The organism is Promicromonospora sukumoe 327MFSha3.1 (genome assembly GCF_000385135.1).
In the GTDB taxonomy this organism is placed as follows: Bacteria; Actinomycetota; Actinomycetes; order Actinomycetales; family Cellulomonadaceae; genus Promicromonospora; species Promicromonospora sukumoe_B.
This window is the reverse complement of record NZ_ARQM01000010.1, coordinates 1,037,795-1,051,990: the sequence shown is the minus strand read 5'-3', so window position 1 is coordinate 1,051,990 and position 14,196 is coordinate 1,037,795. Positions and strand designations below refer to the sequence as shown.

Here is a 14,196-nt window from a genome sequence, read left to right as displayed (position 1 = left end):
TCTGCGGGGCTGACGGTGCGCCGGCTCTCACAGGCGCGGTCGTCGCGCGAAGGAGCCGCCGCATGGGTTCCAGGGGGCTTCACCCAGCCTAGGCCGGGCTGCTGGAGCCAGCATAACGCATTTATCTTGACGTCAAGATATCTGTCGGCTGCGCGCCCGTCTCGTCCTGCCCGGCCGCCGGTGCCTGCAGCGTGCGCAGCACCCGCCGGGCGATCATGGCGTTGCCCGCGTCGGTCGTGTGGACCCCGTCCTCGTGCACCAGGCGGCCCTGGACGATGTTGGGGTCGAGCAGCGACACGTACGTGGCGCCCGTCTCGGCCGCCGCGGCCCGCACCGCGCTGTCCATCGCCCGCGCCTCCAGGCCGATCGCCCGCGGCGTGGACGGCCCGACCGACACGATCGCGGCGTCCGGGAACCGCTCGACGGCCAGGGCGTACGTGTCCTTCACGGCCTGGAAGACCCGGCCGGGGTCCTTCCGCAGACCCTTGAAGTCGTTCTGCCCGCCGGCGATCACCACGATGTCCGCGCTGCCCGGGGGCACCGACCGGAGCTGGGTGGGGTAGTTGTCGCGCTTCGCGTTCCCCTTGACGAACCCGGTGCCGCCGACGGCGACGTTGAGCTCACGCCAGCCCATCCGCTCGGACACGAGCGTGCTCCACCGCAGCTCGGGCGACGACGTGCCCTGGCCCACCGTGTAGGAGTCGCCGATGAAGAGCACCACCGGCTCCCGCTGGACCACGGGGGACGGCGACGGCGACGGGGACTGGGCCCACACCGACGGCGCACCCCTCGGCGCGGGCTCAGAGGCCCCGCCCGTACCGCCGACGGCGATGCCGCCGGCTCCCAGAACCATGCCTACGAGGACGGCGACCGCGAACGCCGCTACCACCGACGCCGCGATCCCACCGCTTACCAGCCACCGCTTCACGGTGCGCATCCTATGCGCACTGACCTGGGGCTTCGTCCATCGTCCCGTCAACCCAGCCGGTCCAGGACAGCGACGGCCTCGACGTGGTGCGTGTGCGGGAAGAGATCGAACCCGCGCACGCCCGCCAGCGCGTACCCGTGCGCCGCCAGGTAGCCGACGTCGCGCGCGAGCGCGGCCGGGTCGCAGGCCACGTAGACGATGCGGCGGGGTTCCCGGGAGGCGATCGCGTCCACGACGGCGCGCCCGGCGCCGGAGCGCGGCGGGTCGAGCACGACGACGTCGGCCGCGGGCACCTCGGCCTCCCCCGGCCCGCCCGCGAGCACGCGGTCCACGGCGCCGAGCCGCAGGTCGACCTGCTCGTGCGAGTGCGCGTTGCGGCGGGCGTCCTTGACGGCGCGCGCGTCGCCCTCGACGGCCACGACGCGGCCCTGCGGGCCGACGGCCTCCGCGAGCGGGAGCGTGAACAGGCCGGCGCCGGAGTACAGGTCCAGCACGGTGGCCCCGGCCAGCTCGCCCGCGCTCGCGCCGGTCGCGTCCAGCACGGCGCCGGTCAGCACGGCGGGCGCCGCGCGGTGCACCTGCCAGAACCCGTCGGCGGCAACGCGGTAGCGGTGCTCGCCCCACGGCCCGGTCACGACCTCGGTCACGGCGCGGCGGGCGTTGGGCCGGGTGTCGGCGTGCCCGCGGCGCCACGGCTCGCCGTCGACCACCAGCACGGGGTCGCCGTCGGACGGCGCGACCAGCTCCAGCCGGGTACCCGGCTTCCAGGTGCGCGTGAACACGTCCTCGGCGACGGCGAAGGCCGCGACCTCGGCCGAGGCCAGCGGCATCTTCTTCAGCGCCACGACGTCGTGCGCCCGGTGCTTGCGCATCCCGGCGTGCCCGTCGGCGTCGGCCACCAGGTCGATCCGCGTGCGGTAGTGCAGGCCGCGGCGCTCGTCGTCGCCCGGCACACCCTCGACCGTGACGTGCTCGGCGAGCCACGCGGCGTCGATCCGGGCCAGGCGCTGCAGCTGCTCGACGAGCACGTCCTGCTTCCAGCGGCGCTGCGCGGGCAGAGCCACGTGCGACAGCTCGCCGCCGCCCACGCCGTCGGCCCCGGCCGCGGGCCACGCGGGCTCGACGCGGTCGGGCGAGGCCGTCAGGATCTCGACGGCGTCGGCCCGCCAGAAGCCTGTGCCGCCCTCGGTGACGCGGGCGCGGACGCGCTCGCCGGGCAGCGTGTGCCGGACGAACACGACGCGGCCGTCCAGGCGGGCCACGCAGTGGCCGCCGTGGGCCACGGGGCCGACCTCCAGCTCGAACTCCTGCCCCACCTCGGGGGCGGGGGCGGCGTCGCTCACCCGGCGGGCGCGGCCCGGCCGCGGGGAACGCTGGGGACGACGGCGCACACGGCCGCCCTGCTCGGGGTCGGCGGGCGCGCTGCGGCGATCGGAGTTGCGGGGCATGTGCTCAAGTATCGCGCACGGGCCGGCTTCGTCGCCGCGCTGACGCCGTCGGACGGGTCACGTCACATCCGCCGGCCGCGCAGGAACGTGTCACCCTCCAGGCCCGTCTGGCCGCGCGTCGAGGCGAGCTGCCACGGCACGGAGGCCACGACGACGCCGGGGGTGAACAACAGGCTGCCCTTGAGGCGCAGCGCCGACTGGTTGTGCAGCAGCTGCTCCCACCAGTGCCCCACCACGTACTCGGGGATGTACACGATCACCAGGTCGCGCGGGGACTCGCGGTGCACCGAGCGCACGTACTTGACCACGGGGCGCGTGATCTCGCGGAACGGCGAGTCGAGGATGCGCAGCGGCACGGGCAGGTCGAGGGCCTCCCACTCCGCGGTGAGCCGCTCGACGTCCTCGCGGTCCACGCCCACGCTGACGGCCTCCAGCTCGTTCGGCCGCGCGGCACGCGCGTAGGCCAGGGCGCGCATGGTCGGCTTGTGCACCTTGGAGACCAGCACGACGGCGTGCACGCGGCTGGGGAGCGCGCGGGCCGCCGAGACGTCGTCGAGCGCGAGCTCCTGGCTGACCCGGTCGTAGTGCTTGCGGATGCCGCGCATCAGCACGAACAGCACGCCCATGGCCAGCAGGGTGATCCAGGCACCGTGCGTGAACTTGGTCAGCAGCACGATGATCAGCACGATGCCCGTGAGGCCGAACCCGACGCCGTTGACCAGGCGCGAGCGCTTGTACCGGCTGCGCACCGCGGGGTTCGGCTCGGTGCGCAGCTCGCGCGTCCAGTGCCGCAGCATGCCGAGCTGCGACAGCGTGAACGAGACGAACACGCCCACGATGTAGAGCTGGATCAGCCGGGTGACCTCGGCGTCGAACACCACGATCAGGACGATCGCCGCGACGGCGAGGGTGATGATGCCGTTGGAGAACGCGAGCCGGTCGCCGCGGGTGTGCAGCTGGCGGGGCAGGTATCCGTCGCGGCCCAGGATCGAGCCCAGCACGGGGAACCCGTTGAACGCCGTGTTCGCGGCGAGCACCAGGATCAGGCCCGTGACGGCGGACACGGCGTAGAACGCGGGCGGGAAGCCGGAGAACACGGCCTCGGCGAGCTGGCCGATCACGGGGATCTGCACGTAGTGGTCCGAGACCGGCTGGCCGTTCAGCGTGAGCTGGCTGTGCGGGTCCTCCGCGAACTGGACCCCGGTGGCCTGGGCCAGCATCAGGATCGACATGATCATGGTCGCGGAGATGGTGCCGAGCAGCAGGAGCGTCGTGGCGGCGTTGCGCGACTTGGGCTTGCGGAACGCGGGCACGCCGTTGCTGATGGCCTCCACACCGGTCAGGGCGGCGCAGCCGGACGCGAACGCGCGGGCCAGCAGGAACGCGCCCGCGATGCCGACCAGGCCCTGGTCGAACGCGGCCTCGGCGGACAGCTCGAACTCCGCGCTCTGCGCCTGCGGCAGCGTGCCCGAGAAGAACCGGAACGCGCCCGTGACGATGAGCGCGCCGATGATCGCCATGTAGCAGTAGGTCGGGATGGCGAACGCGGTGCCCGACTCCTTGACCCCGCGCAGGTTGACCAGGGTGAGCAGAACCACCGCGATGACGGCGGCGAGGGCCTCGTGCCCGCGCAGCCCCGGGATGGCGGCGGACGCGTACTGGGCGGCCGACGAGATCGACACGGCCACGGTGAGCACGTAGTCCACCAGCAGCGCGGAGGCGACGCCGATGCCCGCGGTCGGGCCGAGGTTGGTGGTGGCGACCTCGTAGTCGCCGCCACCGGACGGGTAGGCGTGCACGTTCTGCCGGTAGGACGCCACCACGATGAGCAGCACCACGACCACCACGAGGCCGACCCATGGGGAGAACGCCAGGGCGGCGATACCCGCCAGTGACAGGGTCAGGAGGATCTCGTCGGGCGCGTACGCGACCGAGGACAGCGCGTCCGAGGCGAACACCGGGAGGGCGATGCGTTTGGGCAGCAGCGTGTGCCCCAGGCTCTCGCTGCGCATGGGGCGACCGACCAGGAGGCGCTTGGCCGCATCGACGATGTCCGACACGTTGGATGACTCTATGCCCGTCGATGGCCGCGGGCGCACCCGGCGCACCATCGTCACCCCCGGCGCGGTAGCGTTCCGTCCGTGCACTTCGTCATCATGGGCTGCGGCCGGGTCGGCTCCAGCCTCGCGCAGGAGATCGAGGGCCGCGGGCACTCCGTGGCCGTCATCGACCAGAACCCGGACGCGTTCCGGCGCCTGCCCGCGGACTTCTCCGGCAAGAAGGTCACCGGGGTGGGCTTCGACCGGGACACCCTGGTCCAGGCCGGGATCGAGGACACCTACGCGTTCGCCGCGGTGTCCGACGGCGACAACTCCAACATCCTGTCCGCCCGCGTGGTCCGCGAGACCTACGGCGTGGACAACGTGGTGGCGCGCATCTACGACCCGCACCGCGCGGAGATCTACCAGCGCCTCGGCATCCCGACGGTCGCCACGGTGCGCTGGACGGCCGACCAGGTGCTGCGGCGCATGCTGCCGCTCGGCTTCACCGACGAGTACCGCGACCCGTCCGGCACCGTCCGGCTGGCGCAGATCGAGTACCACCGGCGCTGGGTGGGCCGGCCAGTGCTGGGCATCGAGGCCGCGACGGGGGCGCGGGTCGCGTTCGTGACCCGCTACTCGTCGGCGATCCTGCCGACGGCCGACGTCGTGCTCCAGGAGAACGACGTGCTGCACCTGCTCATGGCGGCCGACCGGTCCGCCGAGATCGAGCGCATCCTCACCGCCGCCCCGACCGCCGAGGAGGACTGATGCGCGTCGTCATCGCCGGGGCGGGGTCCGTGGGCCGCTCGATCGCCCGCGAGCTGCTGAGCCACGACCACGAGGTCACCCTGATCGACAAGAACCCCGCGGCCATGCGGGTCTCGCAGGTCCCCGAGGCGGAGTGGGTGCTGGCGGACGCGTGCGAGCTGCCCGCCCTGGAGGCGTCCGAGCTGGAGCAGGCCGACGTCGTGGTGGGCGCCACCGGCGACGACAAGGTGAACCTGGTGTTCTCCCTGCTGGGCAAGACGGAGTTCGGGGTGCCGCGCACCGTCGCGCGGGTGAACAACCCGAAGAACGAGTGGATGTTCGACCAGTCCTGGGGCGTGGACGTGGCGGTCTCGACGCCGCGCATCATGACGGCGATGGTCGAGGAGGCCGTGGCCGTCGGCGACCTGGTGAAGATCTTCAGCTTCAGCCAGTCGCGCGCCGACATCCTGGAGCTGACGCTGCCCGCCGACTCCCGGGTCGCCGGGACGCGCGTGGGCCAGGTGGTCTGGCCGGCGGACGTCACGCTCTCGACGATCGTGCGCGACGGCCGCCCGCTGGTGCCGAGCCCGGACGACACCCTGGAGGCCGGCGACGAGCTGCTGCTGGTCGCCGGCTCGGACGCCGACACGGACGCCCTCCAGAAGCTGCTGGTGCCGAAGGGCTAGTCGGGCAGGGCTGCGGTCAGGCCGCTGGCTGCGACTACGGCCGGCGCACGACGTACCAGGTCAGGTACAGCACGAGCGCCCACAGCGGCACGCCGAGCAGCAGGTGGAACGTGCCCAGCCAGGCGACGTCGCCCGCGAAGTAGAGGGGCGTCTTGACCGCCAGGCGCAGGGCGAACAGGCCCACCCAGAGCCAGGTGGCGATCGAGTACATGCGCATCTTGGCCGGGTCGGACCGCCAGGCGGTCAGCGCGGCGAACGCCGAGGGCTGGCCGTCCGGGCGGTCGGCGTCGGCCTTGACGGCCTCCGGCGTCAGGCCGGCGCGCAGCGCCTCGACCACGTAGCCGACGGCGGGGCGGCGCGCGAGGATCGTGCCGAGCAGCACCACGAGGTAGCCGGCGTTCAGCAGCAGGCCGCCCGCGTAGTAGTCCTCCGCGTCGCCGGACGTCCAGGCCCACACCACGCCGACGGCGATGCCGAGCAGCCCGCCGAGCGCCTGCGTGACCGGCGTGCGCTGCACGAGGCGCGCCACGACGAGCACCAGCGCGGCGACGACCGACGCGATCAGCGGGACCATGAGGTCGTTGGTGATGACGAACGCGACCACGAACACCAGGCCGGGAAGGACCGCCTCGACCAGGCCGCGCACCCCGCCTACGGCCTGCGCGGCCGAGAACTCCTCGCCCGCGAGGGCGCGCATGCCGCGCGCGGGGGTCTGCGCGTGGTCGTTCTGCCGGGTCTGCTCGTGCGGGGGCACGTCATGACGTGCTGGATCGCTCATGGGGGCTATTGTGCCTCGCCCGGCCGGGGCCTCAGCTCGTACCTCGGGTTGAACATCGTGCGGCGCCCGTCGACGTCGCACACCATGCCCTCGACGCGGATGCGGCGGCCCGGCTCGATGCCCTCGATGGTGCGGCGCCCGAGCCAGACGAGGTCGAGCGCGCCGGAGCCGTCGAACAGCTCCGCCTCCAGGGTGGGCACGCCCTCGCGCGGGCGCAGCACCACGGAGCGCAGCACGCCCGCGACCTTGCCGCGGGACCGCGTGGGCAGCGACGTGACCGCCGCACAGCCGACGTTCTTGGACGCGTCGGCGCGTTCGGCGGTGTCGCTGACCTCCTCGTTCGAGGCCAGCGTCGCCGCGATACGCGAGGCGAGTGCCGAACGGAGACCCATCAGTGGTTCACCTCGTCAGCCGATCTGGGTGATCTCGGGGCCGCGCCGCAGCGGGTTGAAGTCGGACATCTGCGGTGCCGCGTTCTCGGGAGCGGCCGGCTCCGGGGCCGGCTGTGCACCATCCTTGCGCGCCGACTTCGGCAGCGCCAGGGGCAGCAGGTCCCGCGGCGGGCGCGGGCTCTGGTCGCGCACCACGACGATGTTCGCGAACACAGACTCCAGGGGCTTGGCTGCCTCGGCGTCCAGGGCCGCGCGGCCCGCGAGCACGCCGCGGATGAACCAGCGGGGCCCGTCCACGCCCACGAACCGCGCCGGCCGCTGGCCGGACTGCCCGTCGGGGCCGGTCACCGGCATACGGACCAGCAGCTCGCGGCCGAACACGCCGGGGACGTCGTCCACGATGCCGCCCTGCCCGCTGACGGACTGCGCGATCTCGTGCCGGATCTCGTCCCAGATCCCGTCGGTGCGCGGCGCGGCGAAGGCCTGGATCTGGAGGTTGGACCCCTCCAGCGCGGCCGTCACCCCGGTCACCTTCTGCGTCTTCTTGTCGATCTCCATGCGGAGCTCGAGCCCGGGCATCACGGGCAGCCAGATGGCACCGAGGTCGACCCGGGGGCCCATCTCGTCCACCTGGGACCGGTCGAAGGGTCCGTGGGGCCGCTTCTGCTGCTCGGCCTCCACCGACGCCCACTCGACCGAGGCGGGCTCATCCGCCGTACCTCGTCGGCTGAACAGACCCACAGCCACACTCCTTCGTCGTTCTTCCGTTGCCCGCCCGGCGGCTCGCCGGACGCTCGCCGCTCCCGGCCGCGCGCGATTGCTCCGCCGGGTGGCGTTATCCGCTCGTTACTTACAGCCTAGACCTGTCGGGGCCTGACTTGGACACGCGTTCAGCGTCCGGCGAAACCGCCGCTGGAGCCGAAGCCGCCCTCGCCCCGGTGCGAGCCGGGCAGCGCCTCGGCCATCAGGAAGCGCGCACGCTCGACCTTCTGGATCACGAGCTGCGCCACGCGGTCGCCGCGCGCCAGCTTCACGGCCTGCGTCGTGTCGGTGTTGAGCAGCGTGACCTTGATCTCGCCGCGGTACCCCGCGTCCACCGTGCCGGGCGCGTTGACGATCGTCAGGCCGTGCTTCGTGGCGAGCCCCGAGCGCGGGTGCACGAACGCCGCGTAGCCGTCCGGCAGCGCGATCGACACCCCGGTGGGCACCAGCACCCGCCCCTGCGGCGGGATCTCGACGTCGACCGTGGTCACCAGGTCGGCGCCGGCGTCGCCGGGATGCGCGTAGGACGGGAGGGGGACGTCGTCCAGGAGGCGGATGAGCACGTCGACCGTGCTGCCGTCAGGGGTTGGCTCAGGGGTGGGCACGCCGGAAGAGTACGCCACCTGGGCCCGCGCCGCCGCAAGAGTGCTCGGGCAGTGCTCGGGGCTGGGATGATGTGTCCATGACGGCGACCACCCTCACCTTCCACGAGCGCCTACTGCCCGGTCCCGGCGGCTGGCTCGGCACGGTCGGTCTGGGCGCCATCGCGGCGATCGCGCTGTGGCCCGTGCACGCGGTGACGGCGGTGACCGTGGGCCTGCTGGTGTGCGTCGGCTCGGCGGTCGCCCTGGCGGTGTCCTCGCCCGTGGTGGAGGTGTCCGACGGCGTGCTGCGCGCCGGGGCCGCCCGGATCCCGGTCGCGCTGCTCGGCGCCGCGCAGGCCCTGGACGTCGCCGCCATGCGGCACGAGCTGGGCCCCGGCCTCGACGCGCGCGCCTACGTGTGCCTGCGCGCGTGGGCCCGGACCGGGGTGCGGGTCGCGGTCGACGACCCGGCCGACCCCACCCCCTACTGGCTGGTCTCCACGCGCCGGCCGGAGCTGCTGGTGAAAGCCCTCACCGACTGACAGGGCCCCGGACACGACGAAGGCTGCCATGCACCGCATGACAGCCCGGTCGTGTCGTCAGCGCCTAAGGCCTGGCAGAAATCAGGCAGCGCACTCCGTGCAGATCATCTGGCCGGCCTTCTCGTAGGCCAGCTGGCTGCGGTGGTGCACCAGGAAACAGCTCGAGCACGTGAACTCGTCCGCCTGACGCGGCAGCACACGTACGGCGAGCTCCTCGCCCGACAGATCGGCGCCCGGGAGCTCGAAGCCCTCGGCCGCTTCCGTCTCGTCCTCGTCCACAACGCCCGAGGACTTGTCAGAACGACGTGCCTGCAGCTCCTGGATCGAGTCCTGCTCGACATCCTCGTCGTTCTTACGCGGGGCGTCGTAGTCAGTTGCCATGTGGTGTTCTCCGTCGATAGGTGGTCGCGCCGGAAGGGTTCGGGACATCCGGGGGTTCGACGCCGCCCCGGCCGGGACCCCGCGAGCGTCGTCGAACAGCGACCGCAAGCGGGTGTACGCGCAGATAATGCACACGGCCCCGGTTTTGTTCCCGAGTCGGCCCACGGATTGTGCACCATTTCTGTCAGGCGCGCTACATCTGCCGGTGTAACCCCGGTCACGTATGCTCTGACCTGCAAGAACGGCCCATTTTCGGCCTTTTGGCCGTGGTCAGCAGTGACCAGCCTTGCGTGGGTGTGTCATATAAAAGATCACCCGTGATCTACCCCGCCGGCGCCGTCCGCGTCGACCTCCTCCAGGATCCTGGCGAGCTGCTCGACGAGCTCCGCGGGGCCCGCGACGGTCATCGCGTTGCCGGCCGGCCCGCCCCGCAGGCCGGTCACGACGGCGCCCGCCTCGGTGGCCACCACGACGCCCGCGGCCATGTCCCACGGGTTCAGGCCGCGCTCGTAGTACAGGTCGAGCGCGCCCTCCGCGAGCAGGCACAGGTCGATCGCGGCCGACCCCAGCCGGCGGATGTCGCGGATCTCGGGCAGCACGCGGGCCAGCACCGCGGCCTGCTCGCGGCGGCGTCCGGCGTCGTACCCGAAGCCCGTGCCCACCAGCGACGTGCTCAGGGACGCCGGGGCGCCCACGTGGACCGGGACGCCGTCACGCGTGGCGCCCTCGCCGAGCCCGGCCGACCAGGTGCGCCCGTCGGCGACGCTGTGCACGCAGCCGGCCAGGACGGTCCACGAGGCGGGCTCGGGCGGGCCGGCCACCACGGCCACCGACACGGCCCAGGAGGCCACCCCGTACAGGTAGTTCACCGTGCCGTCGATCGGGTCGAGCACCCAGGTCAGGCCGCTCGTGCCCGGCACGTCGTCGCCCTCCTCGCCCAGGATGGCGTCGTCGGGCCGCTCGGCGGCGATCATCTCGCGCAGCAGGTCCTCCGAGGCGCGGTCCATGACCGTGACCGGGTCCACCTCGCTCGACTTCGTGGCGGCGACCTCGACCCGTTCGGGTCTGCCCTCCCGCACGAGGGTCCCGGCGGCCGTCGCGAGGCGGACGGCGAGATCGCGGAGTTCGGTGACGGTGACGCCGTCGGGCAGCTCGTGCGGTGCGGGTGAGATCACGCGCCCATCCTGCCGCACCCGCACGCGGGCTACGATCCGGCGGCACACCGACGCGCCTGCGCCGCGCCGCCCCCGCTCGGTGGCAGGCTCGGCACACAGGACTACCCCGGGAGGACTGGCATGGACGAGCTGGAGCTGGTGAGGCTGCACGAGGACGGTGAACGCCTCGTCCTCGCCGCACGCGACGGCACCCAGAGCACCCTGCCCATCACCGACGCCCTGCGCGCCGCCATCCGGGGTGACCGTCCGCGCATGGAGTCGATCCGCGCCCAGGAGGAGTCCGCGCTGCGGCCCCGCGAGATCCAGGCGCGCCTGCGCGCGGGCGAGACGTGCGAGGCGCTCGCCGAGGCCTCGGGCCTGCCCGTGGAGCACGTGCGGCGGTTCGAGTACCCGGTCATCTCCGAGCGCGAGCACGCGATCTCCCGGGTGCGCGCCAAGGCCGTGCTGACCGACGACGACACGGCCACCACGCTGGGCGAGGTCTCCGACGAGCGGCTGCGCTCGCGTGGTGTGCGGCCCGACGACGCCGCGTGGACCGCCACGCGGGAGGGCAACCACCCGTGGATCGTGCAGGTCGAGTTCGTCGCGGGCGAGCGCCCGCGGCTGGCCCGCTGGTCCCTCGAGCCGCGCGGCGGCTTCGTGACCGCGCTCGACGACGAGGCCCGCTGGCTCGGCCTGCCCGAGGACGACGAGGGCCCGGAGCTGGCCGGGGTGTCCGCCCTGCCGCCGGCGCGGCTCGGCGCGCGCCCGGGGCGGCCGGCGCCGCCCGAGCCGGACGACACCGACCTGCTCCTGGACAACCTGTCCGAGCGGCGCGGCCAGCGGCCGTCGCGCCGTCCCGCCCCGGACCCCGGGCTGCCCGACCTGCTGGACCTCGAACACCTGGACGGCAGCTCCGCGAGCCCCGGCACGGGCTCGGCGGCGAGCCCGGACGAGGCCCCCGAGCCCGCGCCGGAGCCGGCCGCCGCCGTCGTCGACATCGGTGCGCGGCGCCACGGGTCGCGCCCGAAGATGCCGTCGGTGAAGGTGCCGGACTCCCCCGCCGACCTGGAGTGGGAGGCGCCGAGCCAGTGGGAGATCCCGGGCCCAGGGTCGCCGTCGGGCCCCGCGCCGACGCCGCCGGCCGAGCACGAGACCCCGCCGGAGCCCGAGCCCGCCCCGGCGCCCGAGCCGGCCAACGCGCCCGACAAGGAGCCCGCCGTCGCCAAGCGGAACGCGCCCAAGCGCGGCCGCAAGTCGCGCGCGCAGGTGCCGAGCTGGGACGAGATCGTGTTCGGGTCCCGGCCCGAGGTCTAGCTGGCCTAGCCCCAGAGGGACTCGTCCGCCGACCGGCGGCGGGCGGTCAGCGCCGTCATGCGGCGCATGTGGTGGCGGCGGCACAGCACCTCGTACGCGACCTCGCCGAGGCCGACGTCGCCGATGACGACCTGCTCGCCCTCGGTGACCATGATGCCGTCGACGGTGCGCGCGTTGTGCGTGGCGCGCGCGCCGCACCAGCACAGCGACTGCACCTGGAGCAGCTCCACGCGGTCGGCGAGCTCGACGAGCCGGGCCGAGCCGGGGAACAGGCGCGTGCGGAAGTCGGTCGTGATGCCGAACGCGAAGATGTCGATCTCCATCTCGTCCACGAGCCGGGCGAGCTGTTCCACCTGCGCGGGCGAGTAGAACTGCGCCTCGTCGCACACGAGGTAGTCGACGGCCTGGCCGGCGGCGCGCCGGGCGCCGATCTCGACGAGGAAGTCGGTGTCGTCGGTGACCTCGACGGCCGCGACCTCCAGGCCCAGCCGGCTGGAGACCCGGTCGGAGCCGGCGCGGTCGCCCCGGCTGTAGATGAGGCCCTCGCGTCCGCGCGCGCGGAAGTTGTGGTCGGTCTGCAGGGCCAGGGTGGACTTGCCGGAGTCCATGGTCCCGGAGAAGAAGACGAGCTGTGCCACGGGTGGTTCCTAGGAGATCGCGGTCAGGAGCGGCACGAGCATCTCGTGCGGGGTGAGGGAGCCGTGCACGCCGGGCAGGGCCCGGGCGTTCGCGGAGTGCACGCGGGAGTCGACGACGGTGGCGGCGCCGGTCATCGCCACCACGACGTCGCCGATCGCGGGCAGCACGTGCTCGGCGACGGGCCCGAACCAGCCGTCCGCCACGGCCTGGTCGCGGAGCAGCACGAGGGCGTGCTCCCCGAGCCGCTCCGTCCAGCGCGCGACGACGTCGGACGGGTCGGTGCCGGGCTCGGTGTAGACGTGCAGGGCCCGGGGCTCGCCGCCGACCAGGGCGACGCCGGGGTGCAGCGCCGGGTCGGTCGCGACGTCCCACTGGAGGGCGGGGTCGGCCTTGATCTGGCCGTGGTCGGCCGTGACCAGCACCAGGGTGCCGCGCGGGACGCTGCGTACCAGGCGGCGCAGCTCCTGGTCGGTGGCCTCCAGGGCGTCGCCCCACTGCCAGGAGTCCCAGCCGAACCCGTGGCCGGTCTTGTCCACGTCGCCCTGGTACAGGTAGACGAGGCGCTGCCCGTTGCCCACCGGGTCGGCCGGCCGCCGCAGGGCCGCGACGGTGGCGTCGACACGCTGCTCGAACGTCTCGGCGGCCACGTGGGCAGGGCCGCGCAGCGCGGCCTGGCTCATGCCGGAGCCCGCGAACTTGCGCGGGCCCGGGGCCACCACCCGCGTGCCGGCGGCGGCGAGCGTCTCCAGCACGGTGGGCTCGCGCTGCACGTCGGCCGGGTCGCCCAGGTCGCGCCACTGCACGACGGCGGCCAGCGCGCCGGTCTCCGGGTTGCGCTGCGTGTAGCCGAGCATGCCGGTGCGGCCCGGCGCGGTGCCGGTGCCGAGGATGCTCAGGCCGGCCGCCGTCGTCGACGGGAAGCTGGAGGTGAGCGTCGCGGCCGCCTCGTCCCGCTCGCGCAGGAGGCCGCGCAGGAACGGCGCGTGGCCCCCGCGCTCGGCGAGGTTGCGGATGCCGAGGCCGTCCACGAGCACCACGACCACGCGGTCGGCGTCGGGCAGGCCGAGGGCCGCTCGGCAGCCCGCCGCGGTCAGGCCCGTGGCCGTGGTGAGGTCGTGGCCCAGCGCACCCGCCGCGGCGGGGAGCACCGCGGCCAGGCTCGCGGTGTCGTAGGACGGGGCCACGAGGCCCTCGGGAAGCCGCGGGGCGCTCACGCAGACGTGGCGCGGGACAGGGCCTTGGCGAAGTCGACGGCCGCGCGGACCGCGTTGTCGCCCTCGGCCTCGCCGGAGACGCGGACCACCACGTCGTCGGGCGTCACCTGGCCGGTCAGGCCGTGGTCCGCGGTGCAGTTGGGGTCCACGCACGAGGCCGGCTCCAGGTCGACCCGGGACACGGCGCCCCAGCCCACCGCGAGCGTGACCTCGCGCGTCGCACCGCGGCGCGGGTACTGCGCCGGGTCGGCGATCACGTGGGTCAGCGCCACGGAGCGGATCTCGCGCACCGGCACCACCTCGGTGGTGGCGGACGCCGAGCCGGGCCGCGCCGGGTCCTCACCCGTGTGGTCGTCCACGTGCGCGGTGACCAGGCGGGTCGGCGTCAGCACGAGCACCGTCAGGTGCCGGCGCACCTCCGAGTCGAAGGTGGTCTCGGCCTGCACGAGGTGGGCCACCACCTCCTCGCCGGCCAGGGCCACGTCGAGCACGTCAGCCACGAGCTCGGGGTAGTAGCCGGCCCGGTGCAGGTGGGCGGTCAGGTCGTCACGGGCATCGGTAGGGGCATGGGGCACAGGCGAA

The 14,196-nt window shown here is 73.8% G+C and carries 16 protein-coding genes; 4 read left to right on the top strand and 12 right to left on the bottom strand.

All coding sequences use genetic code 11. The features are described 5' to 3' along the window. Positions 1–121 precede the first annotated feature (121 nt). The 3 genes from H291_RS0108390 to H291_RS0108380 form a co-directional block, all read right to left on the bottom strand. Positions 122–928, bottom strand: coding sequence for an SGNH/GDSL hydrolase family protein (locus tag H291_RS0108390; protein ID WP_198012429.1), 807 nt, complete (start codon positions 926–928; stop codon positions 122–124). A gap of 47 nt (positions 929–975) precedes the next feature. Continuing rightward, a complete protein-coding gene (locus H291_RS0108385; RefSeq protein WP_020014540.1) occupies positions 976–2,376 on the bottom strand; it encodes a class I SAM-dependent RNA methyltransferase in 1,401 nt (466 codons plus the stop codon). A gap of 62 nt (positions 2,377–2,438) precedes the next feature. Next, a complete protein-coding gene (locus H291_RS0108380; RefSeq protein ID WP_020014539.1) occupies positions 2,439–4,436 on the bottom strand; it encodes an APC family permease in 1,998 nt (665 codons plus the stop codon). Between the two features lie 96 nt (positions 4,437–4,532). On the opposite strand from H291_RS0108380, the gene H291_RS0108375 reads away from it, so the two are divergent. Next, entirely contained in the window at positions 4,533–5,186 is a 654-nt protein-coding gene (locus H291_RS0108375) for a potassium channel family protein (protein WP_033326392.1), read from the top strand. Continuing rightward, entirely contained in the window at positions 5,186–5,851 is a 666-nt protein-coding gene (locus H291_RS0108370) for a potassium channel family protein (RefSeq protein ID WP_020014537.1), read from the top strand. The genes H291_RS0108375 and H291_RS0108370 overlap by 1 nt, the downstream gene beginning before the upstream one ends. 34 nt (positions 5,852–5,885) lie before the next feature. Here the strand turns inward: H291_RS0108370 and H291_RS0108365 are convergent, their stop codons facing one another. From H291_RS0108365 to dut, 4 genes are all read right to left on the bottom strand, one after another. Continuing rightward, the gene (locus H291_RS0108365) at positions 5,886–6,629 is read right to left on the bottom strand and encodes a DUF3159 domain-containing protein (protein ID WP_232216007.1); all 744 of its coding nucleotides are present in this window, start codon (positions 6,627–6,629) and stop codon (positions 5,886–5,888) included. Positions 6,630–6,634: 5 nt separating this feature from the next. Further along, positions 6,635–7,021: an OB-fold nucleic acid binding domain-containing protein gene (locus tag H291_RS0108360; protein WP_020014535.1), complete on the bottom strand. Its 387-nt coding sequence runs from the start codon at positions 7,019–7,021 to the stop codon at positions 6,635–6,637. A gap of 15 nt (positions 7,022–7,036) precedes the next feature. After that, positions 7,037–7,762, bottom strand: coding sequence for a DUF3710 domain-containing protein (locus H291_RS0108355; RefSeq protein ID WP_020014534.1), 726 nt, complete (start codon positions 7,760–7,762; stop codon positions 7,037–7,039). A gap of 149 nt (positions 7,763–7,911) precedes the next feature. After that, entirely contained in the window at positions 7,912–8,388 is a 477-nt protein-coding gene (gene dut / locus H291_RS0108350) for a dUTP diphosphatase (protein WP_026365536.1), read from the bottom strand. A gap of 77 nt (positions 8,389–8,465) precedes the next feature. Here dut and H291_RS0108345 point away from each other — a divergent pair, with 77 nt between their 5' ends. After that, positions 8,466–8,909 (top strand): DUF3093 domain-containing protein, encoded by a 444-nt coding sequence (locus tag H291_RS0108345; protein ID WP_020014532.1) that lies wholly within the window; start codon positions 8,466–8,468, stop codon positions 8,907–8,909. Positions 8,910–8,990: 81 nt separating this feature from the next. Here H291_RS0108345 and H291_RS0108340 read toward each other — a convergent pair whose 3' ends face one another. Further along, on the bottom strand, positions 8,991–9,290 hold the full coding sequence (locus tag H291_RS0108340; protein WP_020014531.1) for a DUF4193 domain-containing protein: 300 nt from the start codon (positions 9,288–9,290) through the stop codon (positions 8,991–8,993). Positions 9,291–9,601: 311 nt separating this feature from the next. Next, the gene (locus H291_RS0108335) at positions 9,602–10,465 is read right to left on the bottom strand and encodes an inositol monophosphatase family protein (RefSeq protein ID WP_020014530.1); all 864 of its coding nucleotides are present in this window, start codon (positions 10,463–10,465) and stop codon (positions 9,602–9,604) included. Positions 10,466–10,585: 120 nt separating this feature from the next. On the opposite strand from H291_RS0108335, the gene sepH reads away from it, so the two are divergent. Beyond that, positions 10,586–11,761 (top strand): septation protein SepH, encoded by a 1,176-nt coding sequence (gene sepH / locus H291_RS0108330; protein WP_020014529.1) that lies wholly within the window; start codon positions 10,586–10,588, stop codon positions 11,759–11,761. Positions 11,762–11,766: 5 nt separating this feature from the next. Here the strand turns inward: sepH and H291_RS0108325 are convergent, their stop codons facing one another. From H291_RS0108325 to H291_RS0108315, 3 genes are read right to left on the bottom strand one after another with little or no spacing between them, the layout of a single operon-like run. Continuing rightward, positions 11,767–12,399 carry a thymidine kinase gene (locus tag H291_RS0108325; protein ID WP_020014528.1) on the bottom strand — a complete coding sequence of 211 codons (633 nt, stop codon included), beginning with the start codon at positions 12,397–12,399 and terminating at the stop codon, positions 11,767–11,769. A 9-nt stretch (positions 12,400–12,408) separates the two neighbouring features. Beyond that, positions 12,409–13,614 (bottom strand): alkaline phosphatase family protein, encoded by a 1,206-nt coding sequence (locus H291_RS0108320; RefSeq protein ID WP_020014527.1) that lies wholly within the window; start codon positions 13,612–13,614, stop codon positions 12,409–12,411. Then, positions 13,611–14,189, bottom strand: coding sequence for a DUF5998 family protein (locus tag H291_RS0108315; RefSeq protein WP_020014526.1), 579 nt, complete (start codon positions 14,187–14,189; stop codon positions 13,611–13,613). The genes H291_RS0108320 and H291_RS0108315 overlap by 4 nt, the downstream gene beginning before the upstream one ends. Between the last annotated feature and the right edge of the window lie 7 nt (positions 14,190–14,196).

Bases quoted from the DNA above. Each gene is read 5' to 3' on its own strand.
- H291_RS0108370 (WP_020014537.1), top strand. From the start codon at position 5,186: ATGCGCGTCGTCATCGCCGGGGCGGGGTCCGTGGGCCGCTCGATCGCC.
- H291_RS0108385 (WP_020014540.1), bottom strand. From the start codon at position 2,376: ATGCCCCGCAACTCCGATCGCCGCAGCGCGCCCGCCGACCCCGAGCAG.
- H291_RS0108375 (WP_033326392.1), top strand. From the start codon at position 4,533: ATGGGCTGCGGCCGGGTCGGCTCCAGCCTCGCGCAGGAGATCGAGGGC.
- H291_RS0108360 (WP_020014535.1), bottom strand. From the start codon at position 7,021: ATGGGTCTCCGTTCGGCACTCGCCTCGCGTATCGCGGCGACGCTGGCC.
- H291_RS0108340 (WP_020014531.1), bottom strand. From the start codon at position 9,290: ATGGCAACTGACTACGACGCCCCGCGTAAGAACGACGAGGATGTCGAG.
- H291_RS0108365 (WP_232216007.1), bottom strand. From the start codon at position 6,629: ATGAGCGATCCAGCACGTCATGACGTGCCCCCGCACGAGCAGACCCGG.
- sepH (WP_020014529.1), top strand. From the start codon at position 10,586: ATGGACGAGCTGGAGCTGGTGAGGCTGCACGAGGACGGTGAACGCCTC.
- H291_RS0108345 (WP_020014532.1), top strand. From the start codon at position 8,466: ATGACGGCGACCACCCTCACCTTCCACGAGCGCCTACTGCCCGGTCCC.